Source organism: Planococcus sp. FY231025 (assembly GCF_052078085.1).
GTDB lineage: Bacteria > Bacillota > Bacilli > Bacillales_A > Planococcaceae > Planococcus.
The window spans coordinates 324,815-348,653 of the sequence record NZ_JBQJJG010000008.1 but is presented as its reverse complement, the minus strand read 5'-3'; the positions used below and the strand labels follow the sequence as shown (position 1 = coordinate 348,653).

Annotated in this window: 30 protein-coding genes and 1 pseudogene; 11 read left to right on the top strand and 20 right to left on the bottom strand. The window is 45.6% G+C overall.

The window, feature by feature from the left end; all coding sequences use genetic code 11:
- Positions 1-2 precede the first annotated feature (2 nt).
- From ACTL32_RS13495 to ACTL32_RS13465, 7 genes are all read right to left on the bottom strand, one after another.
- Positions 3-473 carry a TRAP transporter small permease gene (locus ACTL32_RS13495; protein ID WP_441341967.1) on the bottom strand — a complete coding sequence of 157 codons (471 nt, stop codon included), beginning with the start codon at positions 471-473 and terminating at the stop codon, positions 3-5.
- 68 nt (positions 474-541) lie between these two features.
- Positions 542-1,543, bottom strand: coding sequence for a TRAP transporter substrate-binding protein (locus ACTL32_RS13490; protein ID WP_441341966.1), 1,002 nt, complete (start codon positions 1,541-1,543; stop codon positions 542-544).
- An 856-nt stretch (positions 1,544-2,399) separates the two neighbouring features.
- Positions 2,400-3,689: a TRAP transporter large permease gene (locus ACTL32_RS13485; protein ID WP_441341965.1), complete on the bottom strand. Its 1,290-nt coding sequence runs from the start codon at positions 3,687-3,689 to the stop codon at positions 2,400-2,402.
- Positions 3,686-4,180, bottom strand: a complete 495-nt coding sequence (locus ACTL32_RS13480) for a TRAP transporter small permease (protein ID WP_441341964.1) — start codon at positions 4,178-4,180, stop codon at positions 3,686-3,688. Before ACTL32_RS13480 ends, ACTL32_RS13485 begins: the two co-directional genes overlap by 4 nt.
- A 70-nt stretch (positions 4,181-4,250) precedes the next feature.
- Positions 4,251-5,279, bottom strand: a complete 1,029-nt coding sequence (locus tag ACTL32_RS13475; protein ID WP_441341963.1) for a TRAP transporter substrate-binding protein — start codon at positions 5,277-5,279, stop codon at positions 4,251-4,253.
- Positions 5,280-5,287: 8 nt separating this feature from the next.
- Complete coding sequence (locus ACTL32_RS13470) at positions 5,288-5,941, bottom strand: GntR family transcriptional regulator (RefSeq protein WP_441341962.1); 654 nt, start codon at positions 5,939-5,941, stop codon at positions 5,288-5,290.
- 156 nt (positions 5,942-6,097) lie between these two features.
- Entirely contained in the window at positions 6,098-7,102 is a 1,005-nt protein-coding gene (locus ACTL32_RS13465; protein WP_441341961.1) for an S-layer homology domain-containing protein, read from the bottom strand.
- 661 nt (positions 7,103-7,763) lie between these two features.
- On the opposite strand from ACTL32_RS13465, the gene ACTL32_RS13460 reads away from it, so the two are divergent.
- The 4 genes from ACTL32_RS13460 (at position 7,764) to ACTL32_RS13445 (ending at position 9,924) form a co-directional block, all read left to right on the top strand.
- Positions 7,764-8,156 carry a YciI family protein gene (locus ACTL32_RS13460; RefSeq protein WP_441341960.1) on the top strand — a complete coding sequence of 131 codons (393 nt, stop codon included), beginning with the start codon at positions 7,764-7,766 and terminating at the stop codon, positions 8,154-8,156.
- A gap of 168 nt (positions 8,157-8,324) precedes the next feature.
- A complete protein-coding gene (locus ACTL32_RS13455) occupies positions 8,325-8,750 on the top strand; it encodes a DMT family transporter (protein ID WP_441341983.1) in 426 nt (141 codons plus the stop codon).
- A gap of 11 nt (positions 8,751-8,761) precedes the next feature.
- Positions 8,762-9,427 (top strand): Crp/Fnr family transcriptional regulator, encoded by a 666-nt coding sequence (locus ACTL32_RS13450; RefSeq protein WP_441341959.1) that lies wholly within the window; start codon positions 8,762-8,764, stop codon positions 9,425-9,427.
- An 11-nt stretch (positions 9,428-9,438) separates the two neighbouring features.
- The gene (locus ACTL32_RS13445; protein WP_441341958.1) at positions 9,439-9,924 is read left to right on the top strand and encodes a DMT family transporter; all 486 of its coding nucleotides are present in this window, start codon (positions 9,439-9,441) and stop codon (positions 9,922-9,924) included.
- 79 nt (positions 9,925-10,003) lie between these two features.
- On the opposite strand, the gene ACTL32_RS13440 is transcribed toward ACTL32_RS13445, so the two are convergent.
- The 7 genes from ACTL32_RS13440 to ACTL32_RS13410 all read right to left on the bottom strand — a co-directional run bounded on the left by ACTL32_RS13440 (position 10,004) and on the right by ACTL32_RS13410 (position 13,342).
- Positions 10,004-10,375 (bottom strand): hypothetical protein, encoded by a 372-nt coding sequence (locus ACTL32_RS13440; protein ID WP_441341957.1) that lies wholly within the window; start codon positions 10,373-10,375, stop codon positions 10,004-10,006.
- 12 nt (positions 10,376-10,387) lie between these two features.
- Positions 10,388-10,516: a hypothetical protein gene (locus tag ACTL32_RS13435; protein ID WP_441341956.1), complete on the bottom strand. Its 129-nt coding sequence runs from the start codon at positions 10,514-10,516 to the stop codon at positions 10,388-10,390.
- Between the two features lie 163 nt (positions 10,517-10,679).
- Positions 10,680-10,943: a hypothetical protein gene (locus ACTL32_RS13430; RefSeq protein ID WP_441341955.1), complete on the bottom strand. Its 264-nt coding sequence runs from the start codon at positions 10,941-10,943 to the stop codon at positions 10,680-10,682.
- Positions 10,944-11,029: 86 nt separating this feature from the next.
- On the bottom strand, positions 11,030-11,254 hold the full coding sequence (locus tag ACTL32_RS13425; protein ID WP_441341954.1) for a hypothetical protein: 225 nt from the start codon (positions 11,252-11,254) through the stop codon (positions 11,030-11,032).
- A gap of 179 nt (positions 11,255-11,433) precedes the next feature.
- Positions 11,434-11,880, bottom strand: coding sequence for a DUF4275 family protein (locus ACTL32_RS13420; RefSeq protein ID WP_441341953.1), 447 nt, complete (start codon positions 11,878-11,880; stop codon positions 11,434-11,436).
- 92 nt (positions 11,881-11,972) lie between these two features.
- A complete protein-coding gene (locus tag ACTL32_RS13415) occupies positions 11,973-12,746 on the bottom strand; it encodes an SDR family oxidoreductase (RefSeq protein ID WP_441341952.1) in 774 nt (257 codons plus the stop codon).
- Between the two features lie 50 nt (positions 12,747-12,796).
- Positions 12,797-13,342, bottom strand: a complete 546-nt coding sequence (locus tag ACTL32_RS13410) for a dihydrofolate reductase family protein (RefSeq protein WP_441341951.1) — start codon at positions 13,340-13,342, stop codon at positions 12,797-12,799.
- A 303-nt stretch (positions 13,343-13,645) separates the two neighbouring features.
- Between ACTL32_RS13410 and ACTL32_RS13405 the strand changes: the two genes are divergently transcribed.
- Positions 13,646-14,287 (top strand): YkuS family protein, encoded by a 642-nt coding sequence (locus ACTL32_RS13405; RefSeq protein ID WP_441341950.1) that lies wholly within the window; start codon positions 13,646-13,648, stop codon positions 14,285-14,287.
- Between the two features lie 333 nt (positions 14,288-14,620).
- Positions 14,621-15,409 (top strand): PAS domain-containing protein, encoded by a 789-nt coding sequence (locus ACTL32_RS13400; RefSeq protein WP_441341949.1) that lies wholly within the window; start codon positions 14,621-14,623, stop codon positions 15,407-15,409.
- 76 nt (positions 15,410-15,485) lie between these two features.
- Here ACTL32_RS13400 and ACTL32_RS13395 read toward each other — a convergent pair whose 3' ends face one another.
- The 3 genes from ACTL32_RS13395 to ACTL32_RS13385 form a co-directional block, all read right to left on the bottom strand.
- On the bottom strand, positions 15,486-15,872 hold the full coding sequence (locus ACTL32_RS13395) for a VOC family protein (RefSeq protein WP_441341948.1): 387 nt from the start codon (positions 15,870-15,872) through the stop codon (positions 15,486-15,488).
- 43 nt (positions 15,873-15,915) lie between these two features.
- Positions 15,916-16,191, bottom strand: coding sequence for an ArsR/SmtB family transcription factor (locus ACTL32_RS13390; RefSeq protein WP_441341982.1), 276 nt, complete (start codon positions 16,189-16,191; stop codon positions 15,916-15,918).
- 725 nt (positions 16,192-16,916) lie between these two features.
- Positions 16,917-18,197, bottom strand: coding sequence for an MFS transporter (locus ACTL32_RS13385; RefSeq protein WP_441341947.1), 1,281 nt, complete (start codon positions 18,195-18,197; stop codon positions 16,917-16,919).
- Positions 18,198-18,390: 193 nt separating this feature from the next.
- On the opposite strand from ACTL32_RS13385, the gene ACTL32_RS13380 reads away from it, so the two are divergent.
- Complete coding sequence (locus ACTL32_RS13380) at positions 18,391-19,041, top strand: ArsR/SmtB family transcription factor (protein WP_441341946.1); 651 nt, start codon at positions 18,391-18,393, stop codon at positions 19,039-19,041.
- Between the two features lie 121 nt (positions 19,042-19,162).
- Positions 19,163-20,369: pseudogene (locus ACTL32_RS13375) on the top strand (MFS transporter).
- 3 nt (positions 20,370-20,372) lie between these two features.
- On the opposite strand, the gene ACTL32_RS13370 reads toward ACTL32_RS13375, so the two are convergent.
- The 3 genes from ACTL32_RS13370 to ACTL32_RS13360 form a co-directional block, all read right to left on the bottom strand.
- Positions 20,373-20,678 (bottom strand): hypothetical protein, encoded by a 306-nt coding sequence (locus ACTL32_RS13370; RefSeq protein WP_441341945.1) that lies wholly within the window; start codon positions 20,676-20,678, stop codon positions 20,373-20,375.
- A gap of 235 nt (positions 20,679-20,913) precedes the next feature.
- Entirely contained in the window at positions 20,914-21,366 is a 453-nt protein-coding gene (locus tag ACTL32_RS13365; protein WP_441341944.1) for a hypothetical protein, read from the bottom strand.
- A gap of 126 nt (positions 21,367-21,492) precedes the next feature.
- The gene (locus ACTL32_RS13360) at positions 21,493-21,855 is read right to left on the bottom strand and encodes a CPCC family cysteine-rich protein (RefSeq protein ID WP_441341943.1); all 363 of its coding nucleotides are present in this window, start codon (positions 21,853-21,855) and stop codon (positions 21,493-21,495) included.
- A 300-nt stretch (positions 21,856-22,155) separates the two neighbouring features.
- Between ACTL32_RS13360 and ACTL32_RS13355 the strand changes: the two genes are divergently transcribed.
- Genes ACTL32_RS13355 through ACTL32_RS13345 form a run of 3 tightly spaced genes read left to right on the top strand, consistent with a single transcriptional unit; the run spans position 22,156 to position 23,791 of the window.
- Complete coding sequence (locus ACTL32_RS13355) at positions 22,156-22,608, top strand: MarR family winged helix-turn-helix transcriptional regulator (protein ID WP_441341942.1); 453 nt, start codon at positions 22,156-22,158, stop codon at positions 22,606-22,608.
- 24 nt (positions 22,609-22,632) lie between these two features.
- Positions 22,633-23,154 (top strand): GNAT family N-acetyltransferase, encoded by a 522-nt coding sequence (locus ACTL32_RS13350; protein ID WP_441341941.1) that lies wholly within the window; start codon positions 22,633-22,635, stop codon positions 23,152-23,154.
- 10 nt (positions 23,155-23,164) lie between these two features.
- Positions 23,165-23,791: an FMN-binding negative transcriptional regulator gene (locus tag ACTL32_RS13345; protein WP_441341940.1), complete on the top strand. Its 627-nt coding sequence runs from the start codon at positions 23,165-23,167 to the stop codon at positions 23,789-23,791.
- Positions 23,792-23,839: the final 48 nt, after the last annotated feature.

The window sequence follows — 23,839 nt, the reverse complement described above, 5'->3', positions numbered from 1 at the left end:
TTTTAAACACCCCCGCTTTTAAAGTCTTTACGGAACTGGGATGCCATATTCACAATCAAAATGAGGCCGCTTAACGGAATGACAGCGTAAATGATCCCCATCGGTATTCTTAATACCGGCGACAATTGAGACATGGATTGCATCGCTAAATCGGTTCCTTGAATCACCATCATCAGGAAAAAAGCAAGAGTGGCTATGGTCGAGAGGATATAAAGCGCCTTCCGCATTGGAATGCCGAATAGATTAACAAAGAGTTCCATTCCAATATGTGCTTTCAGAGACATTGCATAAGCGGCTCCTAAAAAAGTGATCCAAATCAAGCTGTACCGAGCTAGTTCTTCAGTCCAGGCAAGCGGGGATCCTAAAACAAACCGGAAAATGACTTGCAGGAAAACAACAGTCACCAACACAGCTAAAATAATATTTAAAAAGTGCTTAATTCCAATATTCATATAGTCAATAACTTTGCCCATGATTTTCCTCCGATATAAAAAAGAGAGAGCTGTCTCTCTCTTTTATTTTTTAGCCTTATCAAGTGTGTTTATTGCGCATCTAGAATCTGATTTAGCAAATCCTGATGTTCAATTTGCTCATATACCGGCTTAACTGCTTCCTGAAAAGGTGCCAGATCAACTTCTTCGATAATTTCTACGCCGTTATCTTTCAATGTTTGTAAAGACTCTTTTTCCATTTCAACGATCAAATCACGCTCAGCTGCACCTGCTTTTTGCCCTTCTTCTACTACGATGTCACGCAAATCCTCAGGCAATTCATCGTATGTTTGCTTGCTCATCATGTACACAGCTACAGAATACACATGGCCTGTCAATGTCATGTATTTTTGGTTGGCTTCATATAAACTAAACTGATCGGCAACAATTGCCGGGTTTTCTTGGGCATCAACGACTCCTTGCTGAAGAGCTGTAATGGCTTCTGTCCATGCCATTGGCGTCGGCTGTGCGCCTAGCGCTTCGAAAGCCGCAAGATGGATTTCATTTTCCTGCGTTCTGATTTTAAGGCCTTTCAGATCTGCCGGGGTATTGATTGGGCGTATCGCGTTTGTAATATGGCGATATCCGTTTTCTCCCCAAGACAAACCGACAATTCCGTTTTCTTCCATCTTCGCAAACAATTCATCTCCAATGTCACCTTCTAAAATTTCCACTGCGGATTCACGGTCTTTAAATAAGAACGGAACATCGAGAACACCTAACTCAGGTACAAAGTTGGTAACGGGAGCGGTTGACGAAACAACCAAATCCACAGTCCCCAATCCCATCCCTTCCGTTAATTCACGTTCTGCCCCGATTTCGCTGTTGGCAAACACTTCGATTTTCACTCGCCCATCCGTGCGTTCTTCTACATTTTCCGCCATTTCCAAGAAACCTAAGTGGTAAGGATGGTCATCCGGCAGAGAATGTCCTGCCTGCAACGTATATACTTCATCCGAATCAGCTGTTGACCCGCCTTCCGAACCGCCACATGCCGTTAGCACCATTACCGCAGATAATGTCACTGAAAGTAAACCTAATTTTTTCTTCATTTGATATCCCCCTTTGTAAAATCTACTTATCTTTTAATGCCCGTATTGCCTCTTGTTAAATGAATTTTGAAACCAGTTTATTTACGATAAAAGATTTTTTCTGCTCAATACCTGTAACTTTTCCTTCAATTTCGTACTTGTGTTCCGGTATTAACCGATAAACCATATTTATGTATATGGCGATAAGAAATTTTGCTTTAAATACGTGCAGTCCTATTCATTAGGTCATGGAATTCGGCTAGCAGTAGTTCACAATATTATATGACTCGAAGGGCAAACTACTGTAAGATACATCTTTTTTCATTGGCATCTATCCTTTCTTCATTATAATTATAGAGCAATGTTTTTATAATTCAATATATTAAAAATATTTTAACATCTGAGGTTTCCTATACCTATTTTACACCCCTTTCTAAGTGGTTTATTGGCAATCGTCTCTTTCCAGTATTTGAAATGGACAAGCTTTCTGCCATTTTGGCCCACTTTAGAAACGCGATTCAAAATTCTCCCAACCGTTCAAAAGCTTTAATGAACTGTTTTATCTCCATAGTGGCGGGTTTCGTATCTACCGCTCCCTGACAAAGGGCTTGAAATCGCCAAGTCAGTCGAGCCTGTTTAAATCCAGAAAGAACAGAATAATAGTCAAATTTGAATGCGAAGACAGACGAGTCAAAAGGCCATGGACAGAAATCAACTTGGCTTCAAGCAAAATATTTCTAATGTAAACTCATCCCTTAATAAAGAAACCCATGAATTCTCACAAATAATCGTGAAAATTCCGGGTTCTTGTTATTTCAAGATTTGAATTCAGTCACTGCTCATAGAAATCTTGTGGTTGCTTCCTGCAAGCTTTCCCTTATTCATACAAACTCGGCAGCCACGTGGACAATGCCGGTACGAATGTAATGATAAGCAAGCAGACAATCATGGAAATCAAGAACGGTACGACTGCAACCGCGATTCGTTCAAATCGGACGCCCCCAACGCTCGATGCGACGAACAAGTTGACGCCAAGCGGAGGTGTGACAAAACCGATAGCCAAGTTGGCGACAAGGATGACACCGAAATGGATTGGATCGACGCCCACCTCCACCACAATCGGCAATAGGATCGGCGTCAGAATGACAAGCGCCGAAATGGTATCGATAAACATCCCAACGACCAGCAGCAACAAGTTGATGGCAAGGAGGATGATCAGCGGATTGGTCGAAAGTGCCGTCAGGTAATCGGAAATTTCACCCGGTATTTGTTCGATGGTCATGAAATACGCGAATGAAACAGACAACCCGATGATGATCATCGTTGTGGCATTGATGACAATCGCTTGCCGGAAACTCTCATACAAGTCTTTCCAGGAAAGCTCCTTATAGACGAATTTCCCGATAATGACTGCGTAGACTACTGCCACTACTGCAGCTTCTGTCGGCGAGAAGATGCCGCCGTAGATGCCGCCGAGGATGATCACGGGAATCAGCAGCGCCCATTTTGCGTCCCAGAAAGTACGGGCAACGTCCTTGAATTGAAAGCTGGCTACTTCCCCCGGTTCAGGCTTGTATCCACGCTTCCTGGAAATCAGGTAACCGGTAATTAGCAAGCCTACACCGATCAGGACGCCCGGGATGATGCCGGCAAGGAACATGCTGCCGACGGAAACGCCGCCGATGACACCGTACAGGACAAACGGAATGCTCGGCGGTATCATAACACCGATCGAACCAGCGGATGCTGCAATTGCGGAAGCGAAGCCCCCGTCGTATTTGCGGGCAATCATCGCCGGAATCATGAAGCTGCCGATTGCCGCGACCGTCGCCGGGCCGGACCCGGAGATAGCTGCAAAGAACATACACGCGACGATTGTGACCATGCTGAGGCCGCCGGTCATCCAGCCGACCAATGCTGAGGCTAGTGCGAGAAGGCGCTTGGAAACGCCGCCTTTGCCCATTAATATGCCGGCCAGCATAAAGAACGGGATCGCCAGCAACGGAAATGAGTCTAGTGACGTGAAAGCCTTTTGCGTAATGATGCTCAAAGGCAATGTTGTTCCGAAGTAAATGGCGGTCAATGCGGACACCCCAAGTGCAACCGCAATTGGAACGCCGATCAACAAGCAAACGAATAAAGTACCGAATAAGAGGGCTATTGTCATGCCGGGAGGTCGCCTCCCTTGTGCATCTCATAATCGCCTTGCCAGATTTTAATCAGCTGCTGGATCAGGCGGATGCACATGCCGATACCGCCGATCGGAATCGCCAAAAACGGGATCCACATCGGCAATTGCATGGCCGGCGTCACTTGGCCATTGGCAAAACTGCTCAACACCAGATCCGTGCCGAAATATGCAAGAAACAATGCCATCCCGAACCAAATCAGCAACGAGACCGTTTCCAAGATTTTTCTCGGCAATCCCTTGAACCGCGTTATAAATGCTTCTACGCGGATATGTTCACGCAGTTTCACCGCATAGCTCGCCCCGATCCATACTTGGAAAATATGTATATACCGGGCCATTTCCTCTGTCCAGCTTGGCGCGTTGGAAAAAACATAGCGGCCAACCACCTGGCCGAATATCAATGCCACCATCACCACAAGCGTAAAAACCAGAAAGGCTTCTTCTGCTTTTTCGAATTTCTTGATCATTTCTGCACTTCCTTTCAAAAAACGAAAAATCAAGGAATTTCTTCCTTGATTCTTCACCTGTCTAGTCGCCTTATTCTTCGTTGGCAGCAAGCGCCTGATCAATCAACTCTTTGCCGATCTGCCCTTCATATTTTGCATAGACAGGCTCTGCAGCTTCACGGAACGCATTGCGCTGTTCAGTAGTCAGATCGTTTACTTGCATGCCTTCTTCTTTCAACAGATCCAAAAATTCTGTATCTTGCTGTTGCGCAAGTTCACGCTGTTCGGTACGGAATTCTTCCGACGCTTCCATCAGAAGCTCCTGCAAATCTTCCGGCAAGCTATTGTAGAAATCGTCGTTTACCAGAAGGGCCGTTGCCGCATATACATGTCCGGTCAACGTCAAGTAATCCTGCACTTCATAGAATTTATTGGTGTAGTACAAGGAAATCGGGCAATCCATCGCATCATACGTCCCTTGCTGAAGCGCGGTATAAAGCTCTCCGAAAGCAAACGGCGATGCATTCGCGCCGAAAGCGTTGAATGTATCGGTATGCAGCGGACTTTCCAGTGTGCGCATTTTCAGCCCCTGCATGTCTTCAGGCGTTTCAATCGGCCCTTCGTTGTTTGAAACGTGGCGGAATCCGTTCTCGCCGAAGACCAAGCCCTTGATGCCATTATTTTCAAGGTCGGCCATCAATTCCTGGCCCAGTTCGCCATCCAACGCGCGGTAAGCAGCTTCGTTGTCATTAAACAGGAACGGCAAATCGAATACCTGGAATTTGTCATTGAAAGACGCCATAGCAGCAACAGCTGGGATCGTCATTTCCACATTTCCCAATTGAACCGCTTCAATCGCTTCCCGGTCCGATCCGTAAAGCTGGCCGTTCGGATAGAGTTCGATTTTCAGGCGGCCGTCCGATTCGGATTCCAGCTTTTCCTTGAAAGCTTCCGCCGCCACATGGGACGATTGTTCCTCCGGTACCAAATGCGCCAATCTGATAGTGAATGTTTCCCCGTCCGCTTCCCCGTTCTCTGAAGTGGTCCCTCCGCTGTCCGGCCTGCCGCATGCTGATAAAATGATTAATCCGATTAGTAAAAATCCCAGTAATTTTTTCATAGTACCTCCTAAGAAATGTATTTCAGCAGGCGGCTTTCGATATTGTTCAAATGAACCGCCAATTGCTGTTTCGCTTTGCTTACATTTTCCTCTTCAATCGCTTTGATGATGGCCATATGTTCCGCATGCGCCTTTTCTGCGCTGTCGCCGACCACATCCGACAGCAACAGGAATGCCCTGCTCCCGCCTGTGTTGATGCCTCTTATGATTTCTCGGAGCCGCCTATTTTCATGGCTCCGGCAGAGGAGTGAATGGAATTCCTGATCCAGATCCATGAACCTTACAAAGTCCTTGGCTTGGATTGCCTGCCATTGCTGTTCTGCATTCAGTTTCATTTCCTCTATGACACGCCATTGATCTGCTTTCGATAACTCTACAAGTCCGTGAGTTTCCAATATCCTTCGAAGTTCCATGATTTCTTTGACATCTTGGCCAGTAAACGCGGCGACAACCGCCGGTTTTGGTTTTCTTAATTCGATAAGCGTATCAACAGCCAGTCTTCTTAGAGCTTCCCTTAAGGGCGTTCTGCTGATCCCCAGTTCCATCGCCAGCTTCTCTTCCGGCAATTCTTCGCCCGGCTTCAATTCCCCGGTGACAATCAGTTTTTTAATGTACTCATATGCTTGTTCAGCCAATGTCGCTTTTTTCGCCAGCTTCTCCATAATACCTCCTTTCTACATAATTATAATTTACAGTGTATCCTGTATACAGTAAGTGTAAATGAATTATGCAAGAATGTAAATTCAGTTTTCGGAATTCATTGAAAATATGGTCAATAAAAAAAACGTCCACAGCTGTGGACGCCTTTGTTGCTATTTTCACTCCGGGAAGAAGTTGAATGTGTAGGTTACCGGTGTAACCTCGTTGTTGTAAGGGAAGTGGAACGTCAAATCAACTGATTCTTCGCTGAACAACGAAAGAAGGATCGCTTCTTTTGCTGCTTGGACGTCTTCAGTCGGTTTGCCAGCCTCATCAGCAATGACAAAGACTTCGCCATTCACTTCAATTGTGTCAATGTTCTGGTCAACCAAAGTTTCGAAGAAGCCTGTTCCGTTTTCCGGAATAGGAAGATCACCAGAACCTGTGATGTTGAATGTATAAAGTTCGTTTTCATCAACTACCACTTCATAGCCGAATTCTGCACCAAGTGCTGCAAAGCCGTTCATCGCTTCAATGAAAGCGTCGCTTGCCGCTTCAACTTGAAGCATTTCTGCTCTGAAAACAAAAATTGCAAAATCGCCGCGCTTGATGGAGTTGTTTGTTCCGAAAGTTGTTTCGGATACGCCTTCAGTTACGCCGTTTGCCAGTAATCCGGCAACTGCCTCAGCGTAGCGGCTGTTTACGTCCGTGAAAGTCATGGATGATACGTCGCCTTTGAGGTTGTAAGCATCTGCATCACTCATCATCAAAGCGACTTCGCCGCGTGTGATGGTGTCGTTAAAGCCGAAATGCGTGGCTGTTTTCCCGTTGATGATTCCAGCCGCTTTCAATGAATTGATCGCGAGTGCTCCGCGTGTCGGAACATCTGTGAAACCGGCAGAAGGTGCATCAGGATCCATGACATTCAATGCTTGCGCCAAAATGATAGCTGCATCTCCGCGCTTGATCGATTCGTTGATTCCGTAAGTTGTTGCAGTCAAACCTTTCGACAAATTCTGGTTTACCAAATAGTCGATCGCCAAATCGTAACGGTCAGGCACGTCTGTAAACGCCGCCGTTGTTACTTCATTAGCTGACACCATTGGCACGGTAGCTGTCGCAACCATAGCGACAGCAGCACCCGCTGCGATAAATTGCTTGTAATTTCTTGATTTGAATGGCATTCAGTAAATCCTCCTCCTTGAAATAGTAATTCCTATATTTACTAATTCAGTGATACTAATAGTAATATATGTAAATATAGGTTTACACTTAATATTACCCAATCCAATAGAACCATTAACAGAATAGATATGCCTATATTTGAAAGTTCATACGAAATGTCTATACGAAACAAATTCCCCCCAACAAGAAGGACCACCGCTATTGCAGTTTCTCTAACAAAATCCTTCTCTCCCATAGTGCGGCAAGCGCTAGGGAAGCACTTTCATTATCCTAAAAAGTAAAACCTGCTATAGGAAATTTGAATTGACGTTGCAAGTTATCTTCACATTTTAATAAAAAAGATGGAAATGGAATACTTTTTAAAGCCATTACCATTTCAATACAACCTGAAGGCGTCTGAACAGAAGGAAAAGCAATGCTTCACTGCTTGGGCATTATTTTCAAGAACCAGACTTCAAATAAGATCAATTGTTTCTTAGCTATTCAGTTTCCAATTATGCCTATTCAAAGTAATTATTGTTTTGAGAAGGACTATGAGGATATTTAGAGAATTTATTTAATCAGCTTTATATTTAAAATGGTTTCTGTTTAGCGTTTGAAAGATGTTATGCGCAAAAATTTCTCGCTTGGGGATGCCCAGGCCAACATGGAGGTTTTCATATGCAATATCTTTGTATGGGCTTTTTCAATCAGGATAAAATGGATGCTCTTCCTCAAGACGAAATAAATGCTATCATGCAGGAATGCCAGCCTCCCCTCGAAAAACTCCGTAATAGCGGCTCATTGCTGGTGGATGCAGGTGTTGAGAAAGAAGTGAAGATCTTGCAGCGGGTTGACGGGAAAATCCAGATTTTTGAGAATCTCTTCGCGGAACACAAAAGGGTATTGGGCAGTGTTTTTATTATTGAAGCGAGCAATTTCGAAGAAGCGATTCACATAGCCTCTATGCACCCGACAGTCCAAGTAGCCATAGGGGAACAGCTCGGTTGGGAAATAGAAATCCGGCCGATTCACTCCTTTGAAATGAAAGAATCAAAGAAACCAGCAGGCTGACCATTGCCAGCTGGTTTTTAATATGGAATTTGATGCACAAATGTCATGAAACGGTCTCTGTATTTAAAAAAGGACCTCGTCTTGATTGCAAGTATATAATGGGACATATGTCCTTTCCCGCTCCGCACAACCCATATAAAGTAAAAGGAAGAAAGGTGCGTGGCATTGATGAAAGGAATCTTATTTGCACTTGCAGGCGGCTTCTTTTTGACTTTCCAAAGCGTGGCTAATGCCACAATCAGCGGGCAGATCGGAACTTGGCAAGCTGCAGCGATGACGCAGATGACCGGCTTTGTGCTGGCGGTTCTGATTGTCCTTCTTCTTCGGGATAAATCATACAAGCAGATCAGAGGCGTCTCACCGCTATATGCTTCCGGCGGCCTTCTAGCCGCCTTGGTATTGTTCAGCAATATGACTGCCGTCCATCGGATGGGGGTTACCCTGACCATCGGCGTTTTTTTGATTGCCCAATTGGTTGCCGCAGTGCTTATCGACCAAAGAGGATGGTTTGAGATGAGCAAAAAGAAAATCGGCCGGACACAGGTCGCAGGCGTATTATTAATGATTGCCGGAGTTGTTGTGTTGAAGTGGTAAGGAGGCAAAGGATGGAGAAACAAATAGCTGATCATTTGGAAGGCTTCGGTTTGGCCGATATGTTTCCGCAACGGTTGCAGCGAGCGATGCGGCTGGAATCCTACGCAGCAGGAAAACGGCTGTTCACCCAAGGCGATACAGCCGACACGATTTGTTTTCTGGTCCAAGGAAAACTGAAAGTCTCGATGCTTTCCCCCGAAGGAAAACGGTTGATCCTCGCATTTAAATCGCCGTTCGATATTGTCGGCGATATTGAATACGTGCGGCATTGTCCATTCATCAATACGGTAGAGGCAGTAATGGATACGGTTGTAATCCGCATCCCTAATGAATTGGTACGGGCTGAAATGGCCGATAACACGGCCTGGCTGCAATTCCTGCTTGAAACCATCACGCATAAATTCGAAATGAAATCGCGTGCCATGAACTTTAACCTGCTTTATTCCGTTGATGTGCGCGTGGCCAGCTACCTGCTTTCCATGACGCCTGAAAAGCCGGTGATCGATTCGACATCGCTCGTTGATATGGCGGATTTGATCGGCACGAGCTATCGGCATCTGAACCGGGTACTGAAACAATTCGAACGGAACGGCTGGATAATGAAAAAACGCGGAACCATAACTTTGCTCGACCGCAAAGCGCTGCTTCGCCAAGCCGGACAGAATATTTACGAATAGGAGGAGCTCACATGGCTCTTGGCATTCTTTTAGCGTTGTTCGGCGGCACACTTGTCTGTCTGCAGAATACGTTCAATGCAAATGTAAAAAAACAGGTCAGCGTCTGGTCGACCACTGCTTTGGTCCTCGGACTTGGCTTAGCTGCATCGTTTGCCATCGGCATCACAGTAGAAGGCGCCGGATTATTCCAATTTGAAGCGGAACCATGGTTCTGGTTCAGCGGAATTGTCGGTATCGGAGTTGTCACTTGTGTCACACAAGGCGTGCAACTATTAGGTCCGAGCCGCGCCATATCACTCGTCATGGTATCCCAGATTCTTTTCGGTCTCGCTTGGGATTCGCTTGGCTGGCTTGGCCTCGAAAAAGTACCATTCACATGGCAAACCTTGTTCGGTGTCCTATTGATTAGCGGAGGGGTATTATTGTTCCAATTAGGGCCGGTATTGGAGAAGTTCGCCTCGCTTAGGCGACGCCGTTCATTAGACAGCGTCCGTTGAACCGGCACTTAAGGGATCCATTAAAAGGAGCAGCGGATCACTATCCGCTGCTCCTTTGCTTCTTTTAATTTAATTATACTTAGTTATCAAACGTAAGGATCAAATTGGTCCCGTCAATCTGGCCAGGAGCGGATTCCATTACTATTCCCCGCCAGAACACCTTCACTTGATCTCCTTTTTCAAACTCCGTGTTTAATTGTTCATTGACCCAAGGGATGGAAAAATAAGTCCCCTGTGATTGAGCCGCTTTCTCTTCCAACAACCGCTGTATTTCATTTTTTGTTTTGTTTGCCGTCTCATGCTCCTTTAGCTCAATTATTAAGAGCCGCTCTCCTCCTTCCATTTCGCGCATATCTGCTACATAGCCTCGATCAACTCGTTGAAAGACATACCAGGATGCCGCAAAGAAAAGTAGGATACCAAGAAACCCAAAGAATATCCTCTTTAACATTTGAACCTCCTTTCAGGTTTTTTCTTTTATCCATTCATTAATTGCTGCAATTTCATCGTTCATTTTCAACTCCAGGCGTTCAACTTTGCTCTCTAGTTCTGCCGTTTTATTTTGAGCGGCTTGAGAAACACTATATGCCACGCCTAATCCGATTCCGAAAAGCGCACCGGCTGCTCCAAAAGTTATTCCCCAATATTCCCCCTATTGCTATGTATAGCAAAGTCAAAGCCATCACCTCCATTTTTCTGCAATCGAATCCCCCCCTTTTATACTTCTATCTGAGTAATCCGATGCCGCAAGATCTTCATCTAGCATAAATTTCGGAATAAGCGATTCCTCCAGCAATAACAATCACGAGGCTAAGAAAAAAGATAACCTGCTTCTGAACTTCCGTGATCCTTTCCTGCTGCTCATGCTGATTTCGCAGCAGCGAAAATAGAAAGAGCAGTACAATTGCCCGCCAAATCCCTTCAAGCCAATTGATTTCCTGCTTTAAGCCTAAAAAGATATATCCAATCAATGAATTAATGATGATGGATACAGAGAAAAGCTTAAGTTTCTGATACATTTCGGCAAGATCCTTCCTGTGCGCCACCCAATGAATACTTTTTTCTTTAAAGGGTGGTAAAACTTCTCCTTAGGTTTTGAATGTTTCTATATTCCCTTTAGAATTCTAAAAACAGCTCCGACTATAAAAAAAAATAAATTATAAAAAACGGCTTTTTGTGATAGACGGAACCATTCCTCCTGGAGCACCTTTTCATTCTTCTTCATATTCCACATAAATTTACATATTTTATAAAGTTCAATGAATGATAATGCCCCAAAAATGATTACTCCTAAAAAACTGATTCCGATTGCTAACGATAATAAATTCATGTTGATCTTTTCTCCTCTGATCATTTGAGCTGAAAACTAACTATCGGAACCGCTGGGCTCCCATGTATTTTAAAAGGATAAAGTTGGAAAATCGCCACCCGGCAGGATTACGAATTTCCTGAAATGCCTATCTTCATTTTCTTTTCCGGATAGAAAACAAAGGGAATAACCTCGACGAGTCATTTCGATTGTTTTGCAGTAAAATAAGGCCCGCAATCCAACTCATGCGGAATCACGAAGGTCCACGCAAATTCCCTATCTACTACATAAATATCTTCAATAAAAACATCGAAATGGGCTACCAAATCTCCCCCTTTTAACTCCTTTGCATTTTGAAGATAAAGGGCATTTTCTTCTCCGGCATAAAAGATGAAGCATTCTTTTTTATTCAGCCCGGTAAAGGCAGATATCGCTTTTTCTCCTCTAGTACTAGCTGCTTTATCTAAGCTGAACACATTCCACATGCTCTGATAAAACCGGATTTTTCTCTTTTGGGAGCCGCTCAAAGATTGAGCGAATACGCCTTCCCACCTCGTGAGAAATTCATCTCTCTTTCCTTGCACGACCTGAGAAGGGATGCCTTTGAGGTTGAGAAGTTCTATTTGTTTTTTAATTAAGCTACCCAATCCTGATCCCTCCAAGTGCAATCCGCTTTAGAATCTAAACTAAGCTTTATACCGATCTGAATCGCTATTGGTCATGTCTTTTCATTTTTAAATCATCTCATAAAGCCGCCTTCAGAATGGATGACCTGCCCTGTAATCCAGCCAGCCTCGTCGCTGGCCAAAAACTTGATGACCTTTGCGGCATCACTTGGCTTGCCTATTCTGCCAAATGGAAACATCGGCTGCAAACTTTGCGAGATCTCCGGCGTCATCCAGCCGGTGTCAGTCGGCCCCGGGTTGACGGCATTCACCGTAATGCCAAGCGGGGCAATTTCTGCCGCCAATGTGACAGTTAGTGCATCGACCGCCCCTTTTGTGGTGGCATAGGCCAATTCACCAGGCATCGGTCCCTGGGACTGGCCGGAGGTTAGGTTGATGATGCGGCCTCCTGCTTTCTTCTTGAAGCGCTTGGCAAACTGACTGCTGAGCAACGCGGTTGCGCCGACATTCACTTTGAAATGGTGGTCCAGCTCTTCTGCTGTCAGATTCGAATAATCGTTGTTCGTGGAATAAGCAGCGTTGTTCACCAAAATGTCCGGAGGTCCGATTTCCTGCGTTACCTGCTCCAGCAACCCATCCAGTCCATCATAACGGGTCAAGTCCTTCTCCATACCGGCCGCCTTCACCCCATATTGCAGAAGTTCTTCTTTTAGCCGATCGGGTTCAGACGCGTCCGAACCCCATGGCATCCCCTCGTCATAGGGCGCCCAATAAGTGAAAAAGACATGGCAACCGTTCTTGGCAAACTCCCGGCAGACTGCAGCTCCTATTCCATCAAGTCTGCTTGCCCCGGTCACTAAAGCTATTTTCCCTTCAAGCTGTTTCAATCCATCGGCTCCTTTCTACTGTTTGCTCTCATCATGGTTGCAGCTTTCCATTATTTAATGACTTTGTACCAAACTTCCACTTGCTGCGCAGTTTCGAATGTCTTCAACTTTTCCAGGTGAATTTCACGCTCTTCAAGGCCTTCAAACAGACGAATTCCTTTGCCCAGAAGAATCGGAGCGATCGCGATTTGCAGTTCATCCGCCAATCCCGCTGCAAGCAGCTGCTGTCCCGTGCTCGCTCCGAGTACCAGGACATCTTTGCCGTCCGCGGCTTCTTTAGCTTGGCTAATCGCACTTTCGATTCCATCTTCGACAAACGTAACCGTGAGTTGTCCGTTCTCTTTGGGGTGCTTAGCCGGCGGACGATGGGTCAAAATGAACAACGGCACCTGATACTCATAGTGGTCCGCATAAGCGTCGGCATTTTCTGCCATATCGAATGTATGGCGTCCCATGACCACGGCGCCTGTATTTTCCATTGCTGCCTGAATTCCTTCGTGCGGTGTGTAGCTGGCATACAGTTTCTTCAAATCCCCAGTGGAATCAGCAATGAAACCGTCGAGTGACTGAATCATGCCAAAATATATTTTCCCCATTTCCATCCCTCCTTTAAAAGATTGGACTTCGACGTCCGTTTGGCATATGTTTCGTGGCGTGATATTAGGCTTAATGTGGATCTTCGCATAAGAAGTTAGTCCCCACTAAAAAATTCCGCCTTCTTTTCCTTAATATACGTTTCAAAGGCTTCTTTGGCTAGGTATTTTTCTAGGATGCCCGAAAGAAGAACCGCTCTTTGCGAGCAGAAAGTATTTGCCGGCTGAGGCTGTAAAAGGTTTGAACGAGTGGCCCAAACGGGAAAACACAGTAACAATTACATTCTCAAAAGAAGGGATGATTTTATGTCGAAAATTGCAGTGGAACAACCGTTTACTGACATTCAGCAAGCCTTGCGCAAAAGTGGCTATCAGGCGGACATGATTGACCAGCGGGAGAAAGGCTTAACGTACGATATCCTGGTCGTACGGAATTTGGAAAGCTACGATGATCTACGCTTTAATGGTTCGATCATTGAAGTGAGCGGACGGACAATCAACGAAATTGTAGATGAGGTTGAAGAGCGCCTGATGCGCGCCGGCAAAATCCAGGGACGCGCGGATGCAGAAAAGAGCAGATCCGGAAGCGGATTTTTCACAGGCTTTATCAGCGGGGCGGTAATCGGTTCGGCAGCTGCCCTCCTCATGGCACCAAAGAGCGGCAAAGAAATGCAGATGACCGTTAAGGAAAAATTAGCGAGCAGTGATTCGGGCTCAAGCAGTGAGAAGAGCGGAAAGCTGGACCAAGTCAAAGTAAAAGCTGCAGGCTTGGCAAGCCAGGCAAAAGAAAAAGCAACGGATGCCACTAACCAAGTAAAGGAAAAAGTTTCAAGCTCAAAAGATGGCCAAAGCAAAACCACCGGCCAAAATGCCGAAACAGAACAAATTTCCGTAATCCCGAAAGAACCATACGTTACACCTCAGTCGCCGAATAAACCTAAATTCTAATTATGAAAGAACCGTGCAGGCAGCCCCTCTCTGGTAAGCTGACTGCACGGTTTTCTGCTTCCACATACATCAATTGTATTTGCTAGCCTGGATGCACTTTTTCTTCGCAGTGAAGGAACACTCTGCTTCAGAAGAACGTTTGGCAGCTTTGTCCAACAGTGCTAAAAAGGATATTGAATGCTTTCCGAATCAGTATAAGCTATTATTAATGAATATTATGACTGCGTTGAACAGCGCCGGCTAAAGAGAATAGCTTCAAACCCTATTAGTTTCATAAAGCTGTATCTGGACAATGGCCAGCTATTAAAACACACAAAGACTGGAGTATACTACATGAACCATTTAAGCATTGAAAGCCGGCTTGCCATTCTTGAAGCGATGTTAAACGGAAGCCGCGTAGCGACCGTAGTGACCGATCCCCAACAAAATGACAACCCGATCATCTACACCAATCAAACCTTCGAAACCTTAACCGGTTATGCCCGCGAAGATGTTATCGGATTGAATTGCCGTTTTCTGCAAGGAGAGGACACCAATCCAGCAGCCATCCGCCAGCTTAAGGAAGCGATCGCGAACAATGAAAAAACCACGGTCATGCTCCAGAATTACCGGAAAGACGGGACACCGTTTTGGAACCGGCTGAATATTGAACCCGTGACGATTGAAGGCCGCCCTTATTTTATCGGTACCCAGACCAATGTTTCGACCGAAGAGCAACAGCGGGTCCTTCTCTCAGAGCAGGAGGAAGAAATCAACCGGCTGCTGCTGCCGATACTGCCGATCCGGGAAGGTCTGGCGGCCGTTTCGTTGATCGGCAAGATGAACGATGAGCGTTTTACAATCTTAATCAGCAAGCTAAGCGAATTTGTCCAAAAAAATGCGACGCAGCATGTCATCATCGATATTTCCGGCGTCATCTGGGAAGACCATCCCTTGGTCATCAAATTGAAGATGATCCAGGATGTGATGCGGCTGATGGGCTGCAATCTGTATGTCACCGGCCTTACGCCGAAAGCTGCTATCGAAATTGCAGGATTGCAGGAATTGAACGGTTCCCTTGTTACATTTTCAACCGTCCAACTCGCTATCCAATTCATCGAAACTGCTCCTCTCAAGGTCTGACATGGCCTTTAATAGAAAACCCCGAATGCGCTGCGGCGCATTCGGGGTTTTCTCCTTTTATTAATGAAAATGTCCACTATTTTTGCTGGGCCAACTGAATAAAGTTGCCGCATGTGTCATCGAAGACCGCAATGGTGACTTCTCCCATCTCCGTCGGTTCAATTGTAAACTGTACTCCGAGTTCTTTGAGGCGTTCATACTCCGTCTCAATGTTATCCACGCCGAACATCGTAGCCGGAATTCCTTCGGCAAATATCTTTTCCTGGTATTCCTTGGCAGCCGGATGGTTGTTCGGTTCCAGCACAAGTTCGGTTCCCCCTTGCTGCTCGGGAGAAACCACCGTAATCCATCTGAATTCACCCATGGGCACATCGTGCTTTTTAGCAAATCCCAATTTTTCAGTGTAAAACTGCAGTGCCTTGTCCTGATCTTCAACGAATAAGCTTGTAACGATGATTTTCATCCCAATTCTCTCCTTCCTATTTTTAAAACTGATTTATCAAGGGCTACTCTAACCATCTCTTCAGCAAATCTTTGAGCGGTTCGCCAGTGAACATCAATACGCGGTACTTCCCTTTCCGTTCTGATTTCACCAAGCCGGCTTCATCCAATACAGCAAGGTGTTTGGCAATCGCCTGCCTTGAAATGGACAATTCATGCTTAGTGATGAGGCGCACCGTCAATTCATACAGTGTCAATCCGTTGCGTTCCGTAAGTTCGTCCAATATCAGCCGGCGAGTCGAATCGCTGAGCGCTTTGAATACTGCATCATCATTTTTCATATCTCCATTATAAGCAACCACAAGGTTGCGTGTCAAATTCACAACTCCTTCTATCTACACTGAAACCTCTTTTTCCGTTTGCTCGTTCCGTCTTCAATAAACCGTTTTCCGAACCAATCCCAGCTGCCTTTTCGGATTTCAATTTTTCATTCAGTCCAGCTTTCAGGATATAAAAAAAACGCCTTATCAAGGCGTTTCAGACTGTAGACAAAGTCGAATTATGATGAATAGAGATGTATAAGCCCGACCGGGCTGGCCACTTCGCTTTCCGTGGGCTCGGCTTCAGTCTCCTCGTCACTGCGTTCCTGCGGGGCCTTCAGCTCGAGCTGGTCCCACAGGAGTCTCCGTGGCCAGCCCGATCGGGAGCGTCACCTGTATATAAATAAAGGGATAAGACGCTTACCCTGCTTTGTGTAGCTAGTTCCAAGCCGCTGGCTTTAGGATCCGCAACGGAAGGCGGCGTCTCCTGCGGGAAAGCGAAGTGCCGAAATCCACTCGGATGCGAGTCCGAGTTAGTTCGGCGCGAGCCCGCGGAAAGCGTCCGCCTGAAGTGGAGGATCCGGGATAGCTTCTCTCAAATGTAATTTCATTCTTAAAGAGGGATAAATATTCTTTTGTCTACAAGCTGAAACGCCTTATCAAGGCGTTTCAAACTTTTGATCTAAATTTCTTTTCCTATTAGCTGTGCAAGCGTGCTGCCTAAGACTGCCTCTCAGGACTGACGGTTAGAACTTCACCGCGTCTGCCTGGTCGCTTCTGCGCGCCAGCAGCATCAACGGGATTAAGATCAAGGACAGCAATCCGCCAAGCAGCGAAAGTGTCGTGTAGCTGGAGCCTGCCACCACCATTCCTGACAAAACCCCGCCGGTCGCACCGGAAAGGGCGATAAATACATCTACCGTGCCTTGGGTTTTCGCCCGTTTCAATGGATCGGTGGAGTCAACCACTTTTGTGGTGCCGCTGATCAAACCGATGTTCCAGCCGATTCCGAGCAATGCCAATGCCACAATCAGGAAGAACAGCGAATCCCCCGGCGCAAACGCAGCGATTGCGCTTGCCAGCACCAACGTGGCTCCGGACACTGCCGCCATAAAATTTGAACCGAATCGGTCGACGAGTATCCCGGTAAATAGGGACGGAAGATACATCGCGCCGATATGGATGCCGATGACGAGTCCGATATCGGCCAAATCATGGCCATGTTGCCGCATATGCACCGGTGTCATTGTCATGATCGCGATCATGATCATTTGTGTCAGCACCATTAGGGTGGCCCCGGCCGCGATGCCTTTTGGATTGTGTACTTGTGAGACGTCTGCAGATGCTTCATCATGTTCTTTCCGGTAGGCTTCCAGCGCTTTTGCGATCAGAAACGGATCAGGCCGGAGCAAAACGAAAATGACCGCTCCCGCCAGAAGAAAGGCCGAACCCGATAACAGGAAAGGACCCGACAACTCCGGAATGCCGATGGCTGAAGCCAGCTCGCCCATAACTCCCACCATATTTGGACCGGCAAACGCTCCGATTGTGGTCGCCACCATCGTGGTGCTGACAGCTTTGGCCCGCTGATTCTTGCCGGCCAAGTCCGTTCCGGCATAGCGGGCTTGCAAGTTGGTCGCCGTACCGGCTCCATATACGGTCAAAGCGATAAACAAAAGCGGAATGCTGTTGAGTATCGCAGCAAGTACGACGCCCAATCCGCCGAAACCGCCGACCAAAAAGCCGGCCGTCAATCCTGTACGCCGTCCGAGCCGCTGGGAAAGCCTCCCGACCAGGAAAGCTGCTCCCGCAGAACCTAACGTGAAAAGAGCGACAGGCAGCCCGGCGAACGCATTCGTTCCAAGCATTTCTTCAGCCAGAAGCGCCCCTACTGTGATTCCGGCTGCAAGACCGGCTCCGCCGAATATCTGGGAAAAACTGATCACCAGCAGCACCTTGTGATAGAGCTTTTTCAATTTCTCCGGATCGTCCAGATAACTGCGCACCGTTTCATCGCTAATTCTCATGGTATATTCTTTCCTCTCTGCGGAATCGCTTTCATATTTATTTTCGCGAACACTTTTTCCAGTTTTATCATCTCAGATGTGCAAACGAATCTTTTGTTTTATGTAATAGGGATTGAATAACTTTACAAAATTCATTTTACATTATAAAATTCAACTATTCAATTGATCACTTTAATAGATTGGGGAGAATATCATGGAACCACGCGAATTTAAAGATTTCGTCTACGGGCAATTTGCCCGGATCACTAAAGCCCTTTCCAGCCCACGCCGGTTTGAGATCCTCGACTATTTGTCCCAGGGACCGAAAACGGTGGAAGGTTTATCGAAAGAAACGGGCATGTCTGTCGCCAATACGTCCCAGCATCTCCAATCTCTGCTCGAAGCCAAATTGGTGAAGTTCAGCAAAGACAAAAACTTCGTCTTTTATTCGTTGGCGGATGCCGAAGTGGTGGAAGCTCTCCACGCAATCCGCAATCTGGCGGAAACCCGGTTTTCCGATATCGGCCAACAGCGCAAAGACTATATTGAACGGGACGACAACGTGAGAGTGGTCCAGCTTGAAGAAATGCTGCAGGACCTAAAGAACGGAGACGCTATTCTGATCGACGTCCGGGCGCAGGAAGAATATGAAGCGCAGCATATTCCGGGTGCTTCGTCCATGCCGCTTAAGAGCTTGGAAGATCATCTCGCTTCCCTTCCGCGCGACAAGAAAATCATCGCTTATTGCCGCGGGCCGTACTGCCTGTTTGCCACACAAGCGGTCGAGACATTGAATTCGTTAGGCTTTGAAGCGTTCCGTATAGAAGAAGGCGTCCACGAGTGGAAGGAATCGTGCGTCCATTAACCATTTACCGTATCTAATAAAATGATATTACTGGATAGGTTAACGGACCTAAAAGCTGCTTAAAACTGAAAATCTATTGGAAACGTGATCTTCGCCGTTTCCTCTTTCAAAGGTGAAAGCAATGAAAACCATCCAAATTGGCATCAAGGATAACCTCCTCAACTTCATCTTGCTGGTCATCGCCAATTTCTTCGTCGGTTCCATGGTCGGTTTGGAGCGGACGCTCCTCCCGATCATCGGCGAGGAAGATTTCGGCTTGGCTTCTACCAGTGCCGCGTTGTCGTTCATCATCAGTTTCGGCTTTTCAAAAGCTGTGGTGAACTATTTCGCAGGAGCCATTGCTGACCGGTTAGGCAGAAAAAAAGTCCTTCTGATCGGCTGGGCAATCGGGCTGTTTGTTCCGCTGCTGGTCATTTTCGCCAGTTCCTGGTGGATGATCGTCGTAGCAAACGTCTTTTTGGGCATCAACCAAGGGCTTACCTGGTCCATGACCGTCAACATGAAAATCGACCTTTCCAACCCGGCACAGCGCGGATTTGCCGTCGGCTTCAACGAGTTTGCCGGATACACCGGCGTCGCCGTAATGGCAGCCCTGTCCGGTTTTGCCGCTTCGGCCTATTCGAACCGGCCAGAGCCTTTCTATATAAGCATAGTTATTGTCATCATCAGATTCCTATTATCACTTAGCATTAAAGACACAGCGTCCCATATGAAAATGCAGGCGAGCGTGGCGAATAAAACCAAAGCCGTCTCTGCAATCGAAGTTTTCAAAAATACGACTTTTAAAAACCGGAACCTATCCATCCTGACGTTCTCGGGGCTGAGCACCAATCTTAAAGACGGGATGGCTTGGGGTCTGTTCCCGCTGTTTTTTGCTGGCGCCAGCTTAACCGTACCGCAAATCGGGGTACTGGTCGCCTTTTTTCCTGCTTCTTGGGGGCTTTTCCAACTTTTCACCGACATGCTCAGCGACAGAATCGGCAGAAAATGGCTGATTGTCGGCGGTATGTGGCTTCAAGCCCTATCACTCTGGATGATCCTGGTTGTCGGGAATTATGGCTGGTGGGTCTTGGTCGCAATCCTTTTAGGATTAGGGACAGCCATGGTCTATCCGACGCTGCAAGCTGCCGTCAGTGATATAGCTGAGCCTGCTTGGAGAGCTTCTTCTATGGGAGTCTATCGTTTCTGGAGAGATAGCGGCTATGCTTTCGGGGCTGCTGACAGATATGCTGAATGTCAACTGGGCAATCGGAGTGGTGGCTTTCCTGCCGTTGAGCGCTGGAATTCTTGCAGCGATGCGTTTGAATGAAACATTGCCGCGCTCTTAAGAGCTAGTCAGCCACAAATGTGACTTTATAGATAGAAGGGGCTGAAAGTTTAGTTGCAATGGAATCAATGGCAATATGATAGTCTTCGGCCATATATGGCTTGTACCGGACGAAGTCATCTGCCAAGCTTTGGATGTCTTTTCCTTTCCACGTGCTATCACTATAATAGTCCTCGAGTTTTCTTAGGTACTTTAACTGGATATACACTTTATCAATCTCTTCGAACATCGCTGAGTGCATTTTTTCATCCCATGAAAAATGGGAAATTTCCTTGTTATTCCGGTCATATAAATAAGCATCTAAAGCCATTTGTTAACCTCCTTCTTATTTAAGAATTTATTGATGAGCAGCATGAGAACCTTAATTGGAGCAACTTCAAAAATAACTATGTATTATATGATCTTCCTTTTATTCTAAAGCAAAATTAGAGTTAATTAATAAAAAGAACACTTGTGGGATTGCAAACAACTGAACAACTGAACACCTGCAATTGATACAATTCCTCTGAAAGTCTTTATAAATCCGAGTTATCACTGTAAGGAAGTTAACTGATTTTTAGTTGCTTTTTTATATTATCTAATGCCTCTCCTGGATGCGGCACAATTTCTAATACAACTATTATATCCAGAATTTGCCCATCTGTTAATCGATTGATTTCCAAATTGTCAAACAAGTAAATCAGAAAAGCAATGAGTTCTTCCTCCACAATGTCGCCAGAAATATTAAGATTTAGGACATCCCAAAACCATAATTCCACTTCCTCAATGCTGATAGAATTGTTGATATAGTTTGTTAAAACCTTAAAGATGGCCCCTCTAGTGATTTCCAAATCGTTATCCTCGGGGTCATCAAATATTATCTCTAGCAGATTATTGAATATGGAATCCTCATGATACGGTTTGCGAATAAATTTTGGGTTTACATTCCCGATTAAATATTCTCTTTTAATTGCTCCTTTTACATATTCATTTACCAACGTCCGCAGTTCCGCTTCCAATCCGGCACTTCCCGTCTCATTAAATATCAAGCACTACAAACCCTTTAAGGAGGATTAACTCGTTCGGACTAGAACGACCGACCGATTTAAATCTCGTGTACTGTTTCAACAAGATTAACGGCTTGATTAACCATTTCCCTTAATCGAATGGAACATCACCAATTCTTTTTCAAGCTTGAGAATTTCAGTCCAATCTTCACTTTCCTGGTTGTTTTTTTCCAATCTTTCATATGCAAGCATTAATCTTACTTTCACTTCATTTGTACCCATCGATGAATGTTTGCTTATGCCACGATACATATGTAAATTCTTTTTAAAATTTCTTCTTGCTTCTTTCAAAGAATAATCGCCATTCGGCCCCCCTAAAATTTCCGCTGAAACTGACTCATCCTGGTTATCGTCTTCCCAATCGCACAGTCTACAAATTTCATTCTGGCCCCTATTTTGCAAAGTTGGAAATCCGCAACATGGGCACTTTTCTCTTTTCATACTATCGCACCTTTAGAATTCATCTTTTTTTAATCAACTTTATAGATAAAGCTTATGATTTACTCATCCTCAAGTACCTTTTCGGCAAGACAAATATGTTACCTCTCTTTGTACATCTTATCGCTTTTATTTATAGTTTCAAATAGACTTTTAAGAAAATTCTTCTAAAACGAAGTTCAATAAAATTTGATACAACTAAAAGTGACTCCTTGATTTTTTGTTGCAAATACAACATAATTGTTTTATATTTATATTGAAGCTAAAAAAATGCTCATCAAGTAAATCACAAAGGAGCTCCTTATGACAGAGATTTTGCGCGAGATCGGCATGATTGCCCGGGCCCTGGATTCCATCAGCAATATCGAGTTCAAGGAAATCGACCTGACCCGGGGGCAGTATCTGTATTTGGTGCGGATCTGCGAAAATCCCGGCATTATCCAGGAACAATTGATCGACTTGATCAAGGCTGACCGTTCCACGGCCACCCGCTCCATCCAAAAACTCCAAAGCAATGGGTTTGTTGAAAAAAAAGAAGATCCGCACAATAAAAAGATCAAACGGATCTTCCCGACTGCGAAAGGAAAAGCCGCCTACCCTTTTATCAAAAGGGAAAACGACCATTCCAACCTTGTGGCGCTCGAAGGATTGTCAGCTGCCGAAGCCGAAATGGCTTTCGACCTTTTGCAACGGATCCGGAAGAACGTGGAAAAGGATTGGGAATGGGTGAAAAAAGGCAACAAGCGAATTTATTAACCAAGAAAAGGAGCGGTTTTCCGAATGGCAATTACGGTAAAGAAATGTACAATAGAAGATCTTAGTGAACTGCAAAAAATCAGCAAAGTGACCTTTACAGAGACTTTCGAGGAACATAATTCGCCCGAACACCTGAATGCCTATCTGGAGAAGGCATACAACGCCGGCCAATTGGCGAGCGAACTGGCAAACCCCTCCTCCGAGTTCTATTTTGTTTGTTATAACGCGGAAACCGCCGGCTATCTGAAGATCAATACCGGCGATGCACAAACTGAACCGATGGGCAGCGAAGCGCTTGAAATCGAGCGCATTTATGTGAAGAATAAATTCCATAAGCACGGCTTAGGCAAACGGCTGATGGTTGAAGCGTTCGACATCGCGGCACGCGGAAAGAAAACGAAGATCTGGCTTGGTGTTTGGGAAAACAACGAAAACGCCATAGCATTTTACGGAAAAAAAGGCTTTGTCCAACAAGGATCACACTCCTTCTTTATGGGCGACGACGAACAAGTGGATTTGATTATGGTCAAAACAATAACCCCCTAGGAGGCGCGGCATGTACATTCCAAAACACTTCAAGGTCAGCGACATCGAAGAAATCCGGGATTTCGTCCAGCATAATTCATTCGGAACGCTCGTCACGACACGGAAAGGCAAACCGATCGCCACGCATCTGCCGTTGCAATTGGTGAAGAAAGAGGATGTCTATTATGTAACCGGGCACATGGCTTACGGCAATCCGCAATGGCGGACTTTCGAAGAAGCTGAATCTGTTTTGGTAACTTTCCAAGGCCCGCATGCCTACATTTCATCTTCTTGGTATGAGCAGGAAAATGTCCCGACATGGAATTACCAAGCCGTCCATCTTTATGGTCCAGCCCGCCTATTAAGCTTTGAAGAATTAAAGCAGGACTTGTCCATGCTGCTTGAAAAATACGAAAAGCATCGGGAAAAACCCTTGCTCTGGGATAAACTGTCCTCTTCCATGCTGGAAAAGGAACTCAAAGGGATTGTCGGATTTCAGATAGAAGTCCAGGAAATCCAGGCTGCCTATAAACTAAGCCAGAATCGAAACGACAAAGATTATGCAAACATCATCGAGCAATTGCACAACGAAGAAAATCCGGATTCGGAAAGAATGGCTGATGTGATGGCATCAAAGGTACGCAGTAAAACAGACTGAATGCGAAGAATGGCGGGATGCAGAAAAATTTTTTCTGCATCCCTTTTT

What these genes read in the sequence shown, in the direction of transcription:
- ACTL32_RS13495 (WP_441341967.1), bottom strand. Translation starts at nt 473, where the DNA reads ATGGGCAAAGTTATTGACTATATGAATATTGGAATTAAGCACTTTTTA.
- ACTL32_RS13490 (WP_441341966.1), bottom strand. Translation starts at nt 1,543, where the DNA reads ATGAAGAAAAAATTAGGTTTACTTTCAGTGACATTATCTGCGGTAATG.
- ACTL32_RS13485 (WP_441341965.1), bottom strand. Translation starts at nt 3,689, where the DNA reads ATGACAATAGCCCTCTTATTCGGTACTTTATTCGTTTGCTTGTTGATC.
- ACTL32_RS13480 (WP_441341964.1), bottom strand. Translation starts at nt 4,180, where the DNA reads ATGATCAAGAAATTCGAAAAAGCAGAAGAAGCCTTTCTGGTTTTTACG.
- ACTL32_RS13475 (WP_441341963.1), bottom strand. Translation starts at nt 5,279, where the DNA reads ATGAAAAAATTACTGGGATTTTTACTAATCGGATTAATCATTTTATCA.
- ACTL32_RS13470 (WP_441341962.1), bottom strand. Translation starts at nt 5,941, where the DNA reads ATGGAGAAGCTGGCGAAAAAAGCGACATTGGCTGAACAAGCATATGAG.
- ACTL32_RS13465 (WP_441341961.1), bottom strand. Translation starts at nt 7,102, where the DNA reads ATGCCATTCAAATCAAGAAATTACAAGCAATTTATCGCAGCGGGTGCT.
- ACTL32_RS13460 (WP_441341960.1), top strand. Translation starts at nt 7,764, where the DNA reads ATGCAATATCTTTGTATGGGCTTTTTCAATCAGGATAAAATGGATGCT.
- ACTL32_RS13455 (WP_441341983.1), top strand. Translation starts at nt 8,325, where the DNA reads ATGAAAGGAATCTTATTTGCACTTGCAGGCGGCTTCTTTTTGACTTTC.
- ACTL32_RS13450 (WP_441341959.1), top strand. Translation starts at nt 8,762, where the DNA reads ATGGAGAAACAAATAGCTGATCATTTGGAAGGCTTCGGTTTGGCCGAT.
- ACTL32_RS13445 (WP_441341958.1), top strand. Translation starts at nt 9,439, where the DNA reads ATGGCTCTTGGCATTCTTTTAGCGTTGTTCGGCGGCACACTTGTCTGT.
- ACTL32_RS13440 (WP_441341957.1), bottom strand. Translation starts at nt 10,375, where the DNA reads ATGTTAAAGAGGATATTCTTTGGGTTTCTTGGTATCCTACTTTTCTTT.
- ACTL32_RS13430 (WP_441341955.1), bottom strand. Translation starts at nt 10,943, where the DNA reads ATGTATCAGAAACTTAAGCTTTTCTCTGTATCCATCATCATTAATTCA.
- ACTL32_RS13425 (WP_441341954.1), bottom strand. Translation starts at nt 11,254, where the DNA reads ATGAATTTATTATCGTTAGCAATCGGAATCAGTTTTTTAGGAGTAATC.
- ACTL32_RS13410 (WP_441341951.1), bottom strand. Translation starts at nt 13,342, where the DNA reads ATGGGGAAAATATATTTTGGCATGATTCAGTCACTCGACGGTTTCATT.
- ACTL32_RS13405 (WP_441341950.1), top strand. Translation starts at nt 13,646, where the DNA reads ATGTCGAAAATTGCAGTGGAACAACCGTTTACTGACATTCAGCAAGCC.
- ACTL32_RS13400 (WP_441341949.1), top strand. Translation starts at nt 14,621, where the DNA reads ATGAACCATTTAAGCATTGAAAGCCGGCTTGCCATTCTTGAAGCGATG.
- ACTL32_RS13395 (WP_441341948.1), bottom strand. Translation starts at nt 15,872, where the DNA reads ATGAAAATCATCGTTACAAGCTTATTCGTTGAAGATCAGGACAAGGCA.
- ACTL32_RS13390 (WP_441341982.1), bottom strand. Translation starts at nt 16,191, where the DNA reads ATGAAAAATGATGATGCAGTATTCAAAGCGCTCAGCGATTCGACTCGC.
- ACTL32_RS13385 (WP_441341947.1), bottom strand. Translation starts at nt 18,197, where the DNA reads ATGAGAATTAGCGATGAAACGGTGCGCAGTTATCTGGACGATCCGGAG.
- ACTL32_RS13380 (WP_441341946.1), top strand. Translation starts at nt 18,391, where the DNA reads ATGGAACCACGCGAATTTAAAGATTTCGTCTACGGGCAATTTGCCCGG.
- ACTL32_RS13370 (WP_441341945.1), bottom strand. Translation starts at nt 20,678, where the DNA reads ATGGCTTTAGATGCTTATTTATATGACCGGAATAACAAGGAAATTTCC.
- ACTL32_RS13360 (WP_441341943.1), bottom strand. Translation starts at nt 21,855, where the DNA reads ATGAAAAGAGAAAAGTGCCCATGTTGCGGATTTCCAACTTTGCAAAAT.
- ACTL32_RS13355 (WP_441341942.1), top strand. Translation starts at nt 22,156, where the DNA reads ATGACAGAGATTTTGCGCGAGATCGGCATGATTGCCCGGGCCCTGGAT.
- ACTL32_RS13350 (WP_441341941.1), top strand. Translation starts at nt 22,633, where the DNA reads ATGGCAATTACGGTAAAGAAATGTACAATAGAAGATCTTAGTGAACTG.
- ACTL32_RS13345 (WP_441341940.1), top strand. Translation starts at nt 23,165, where the DNA reads ATGTACATTCCAAAACACTTCAAGGTCAGCGACATCGAAGAAATCCGG.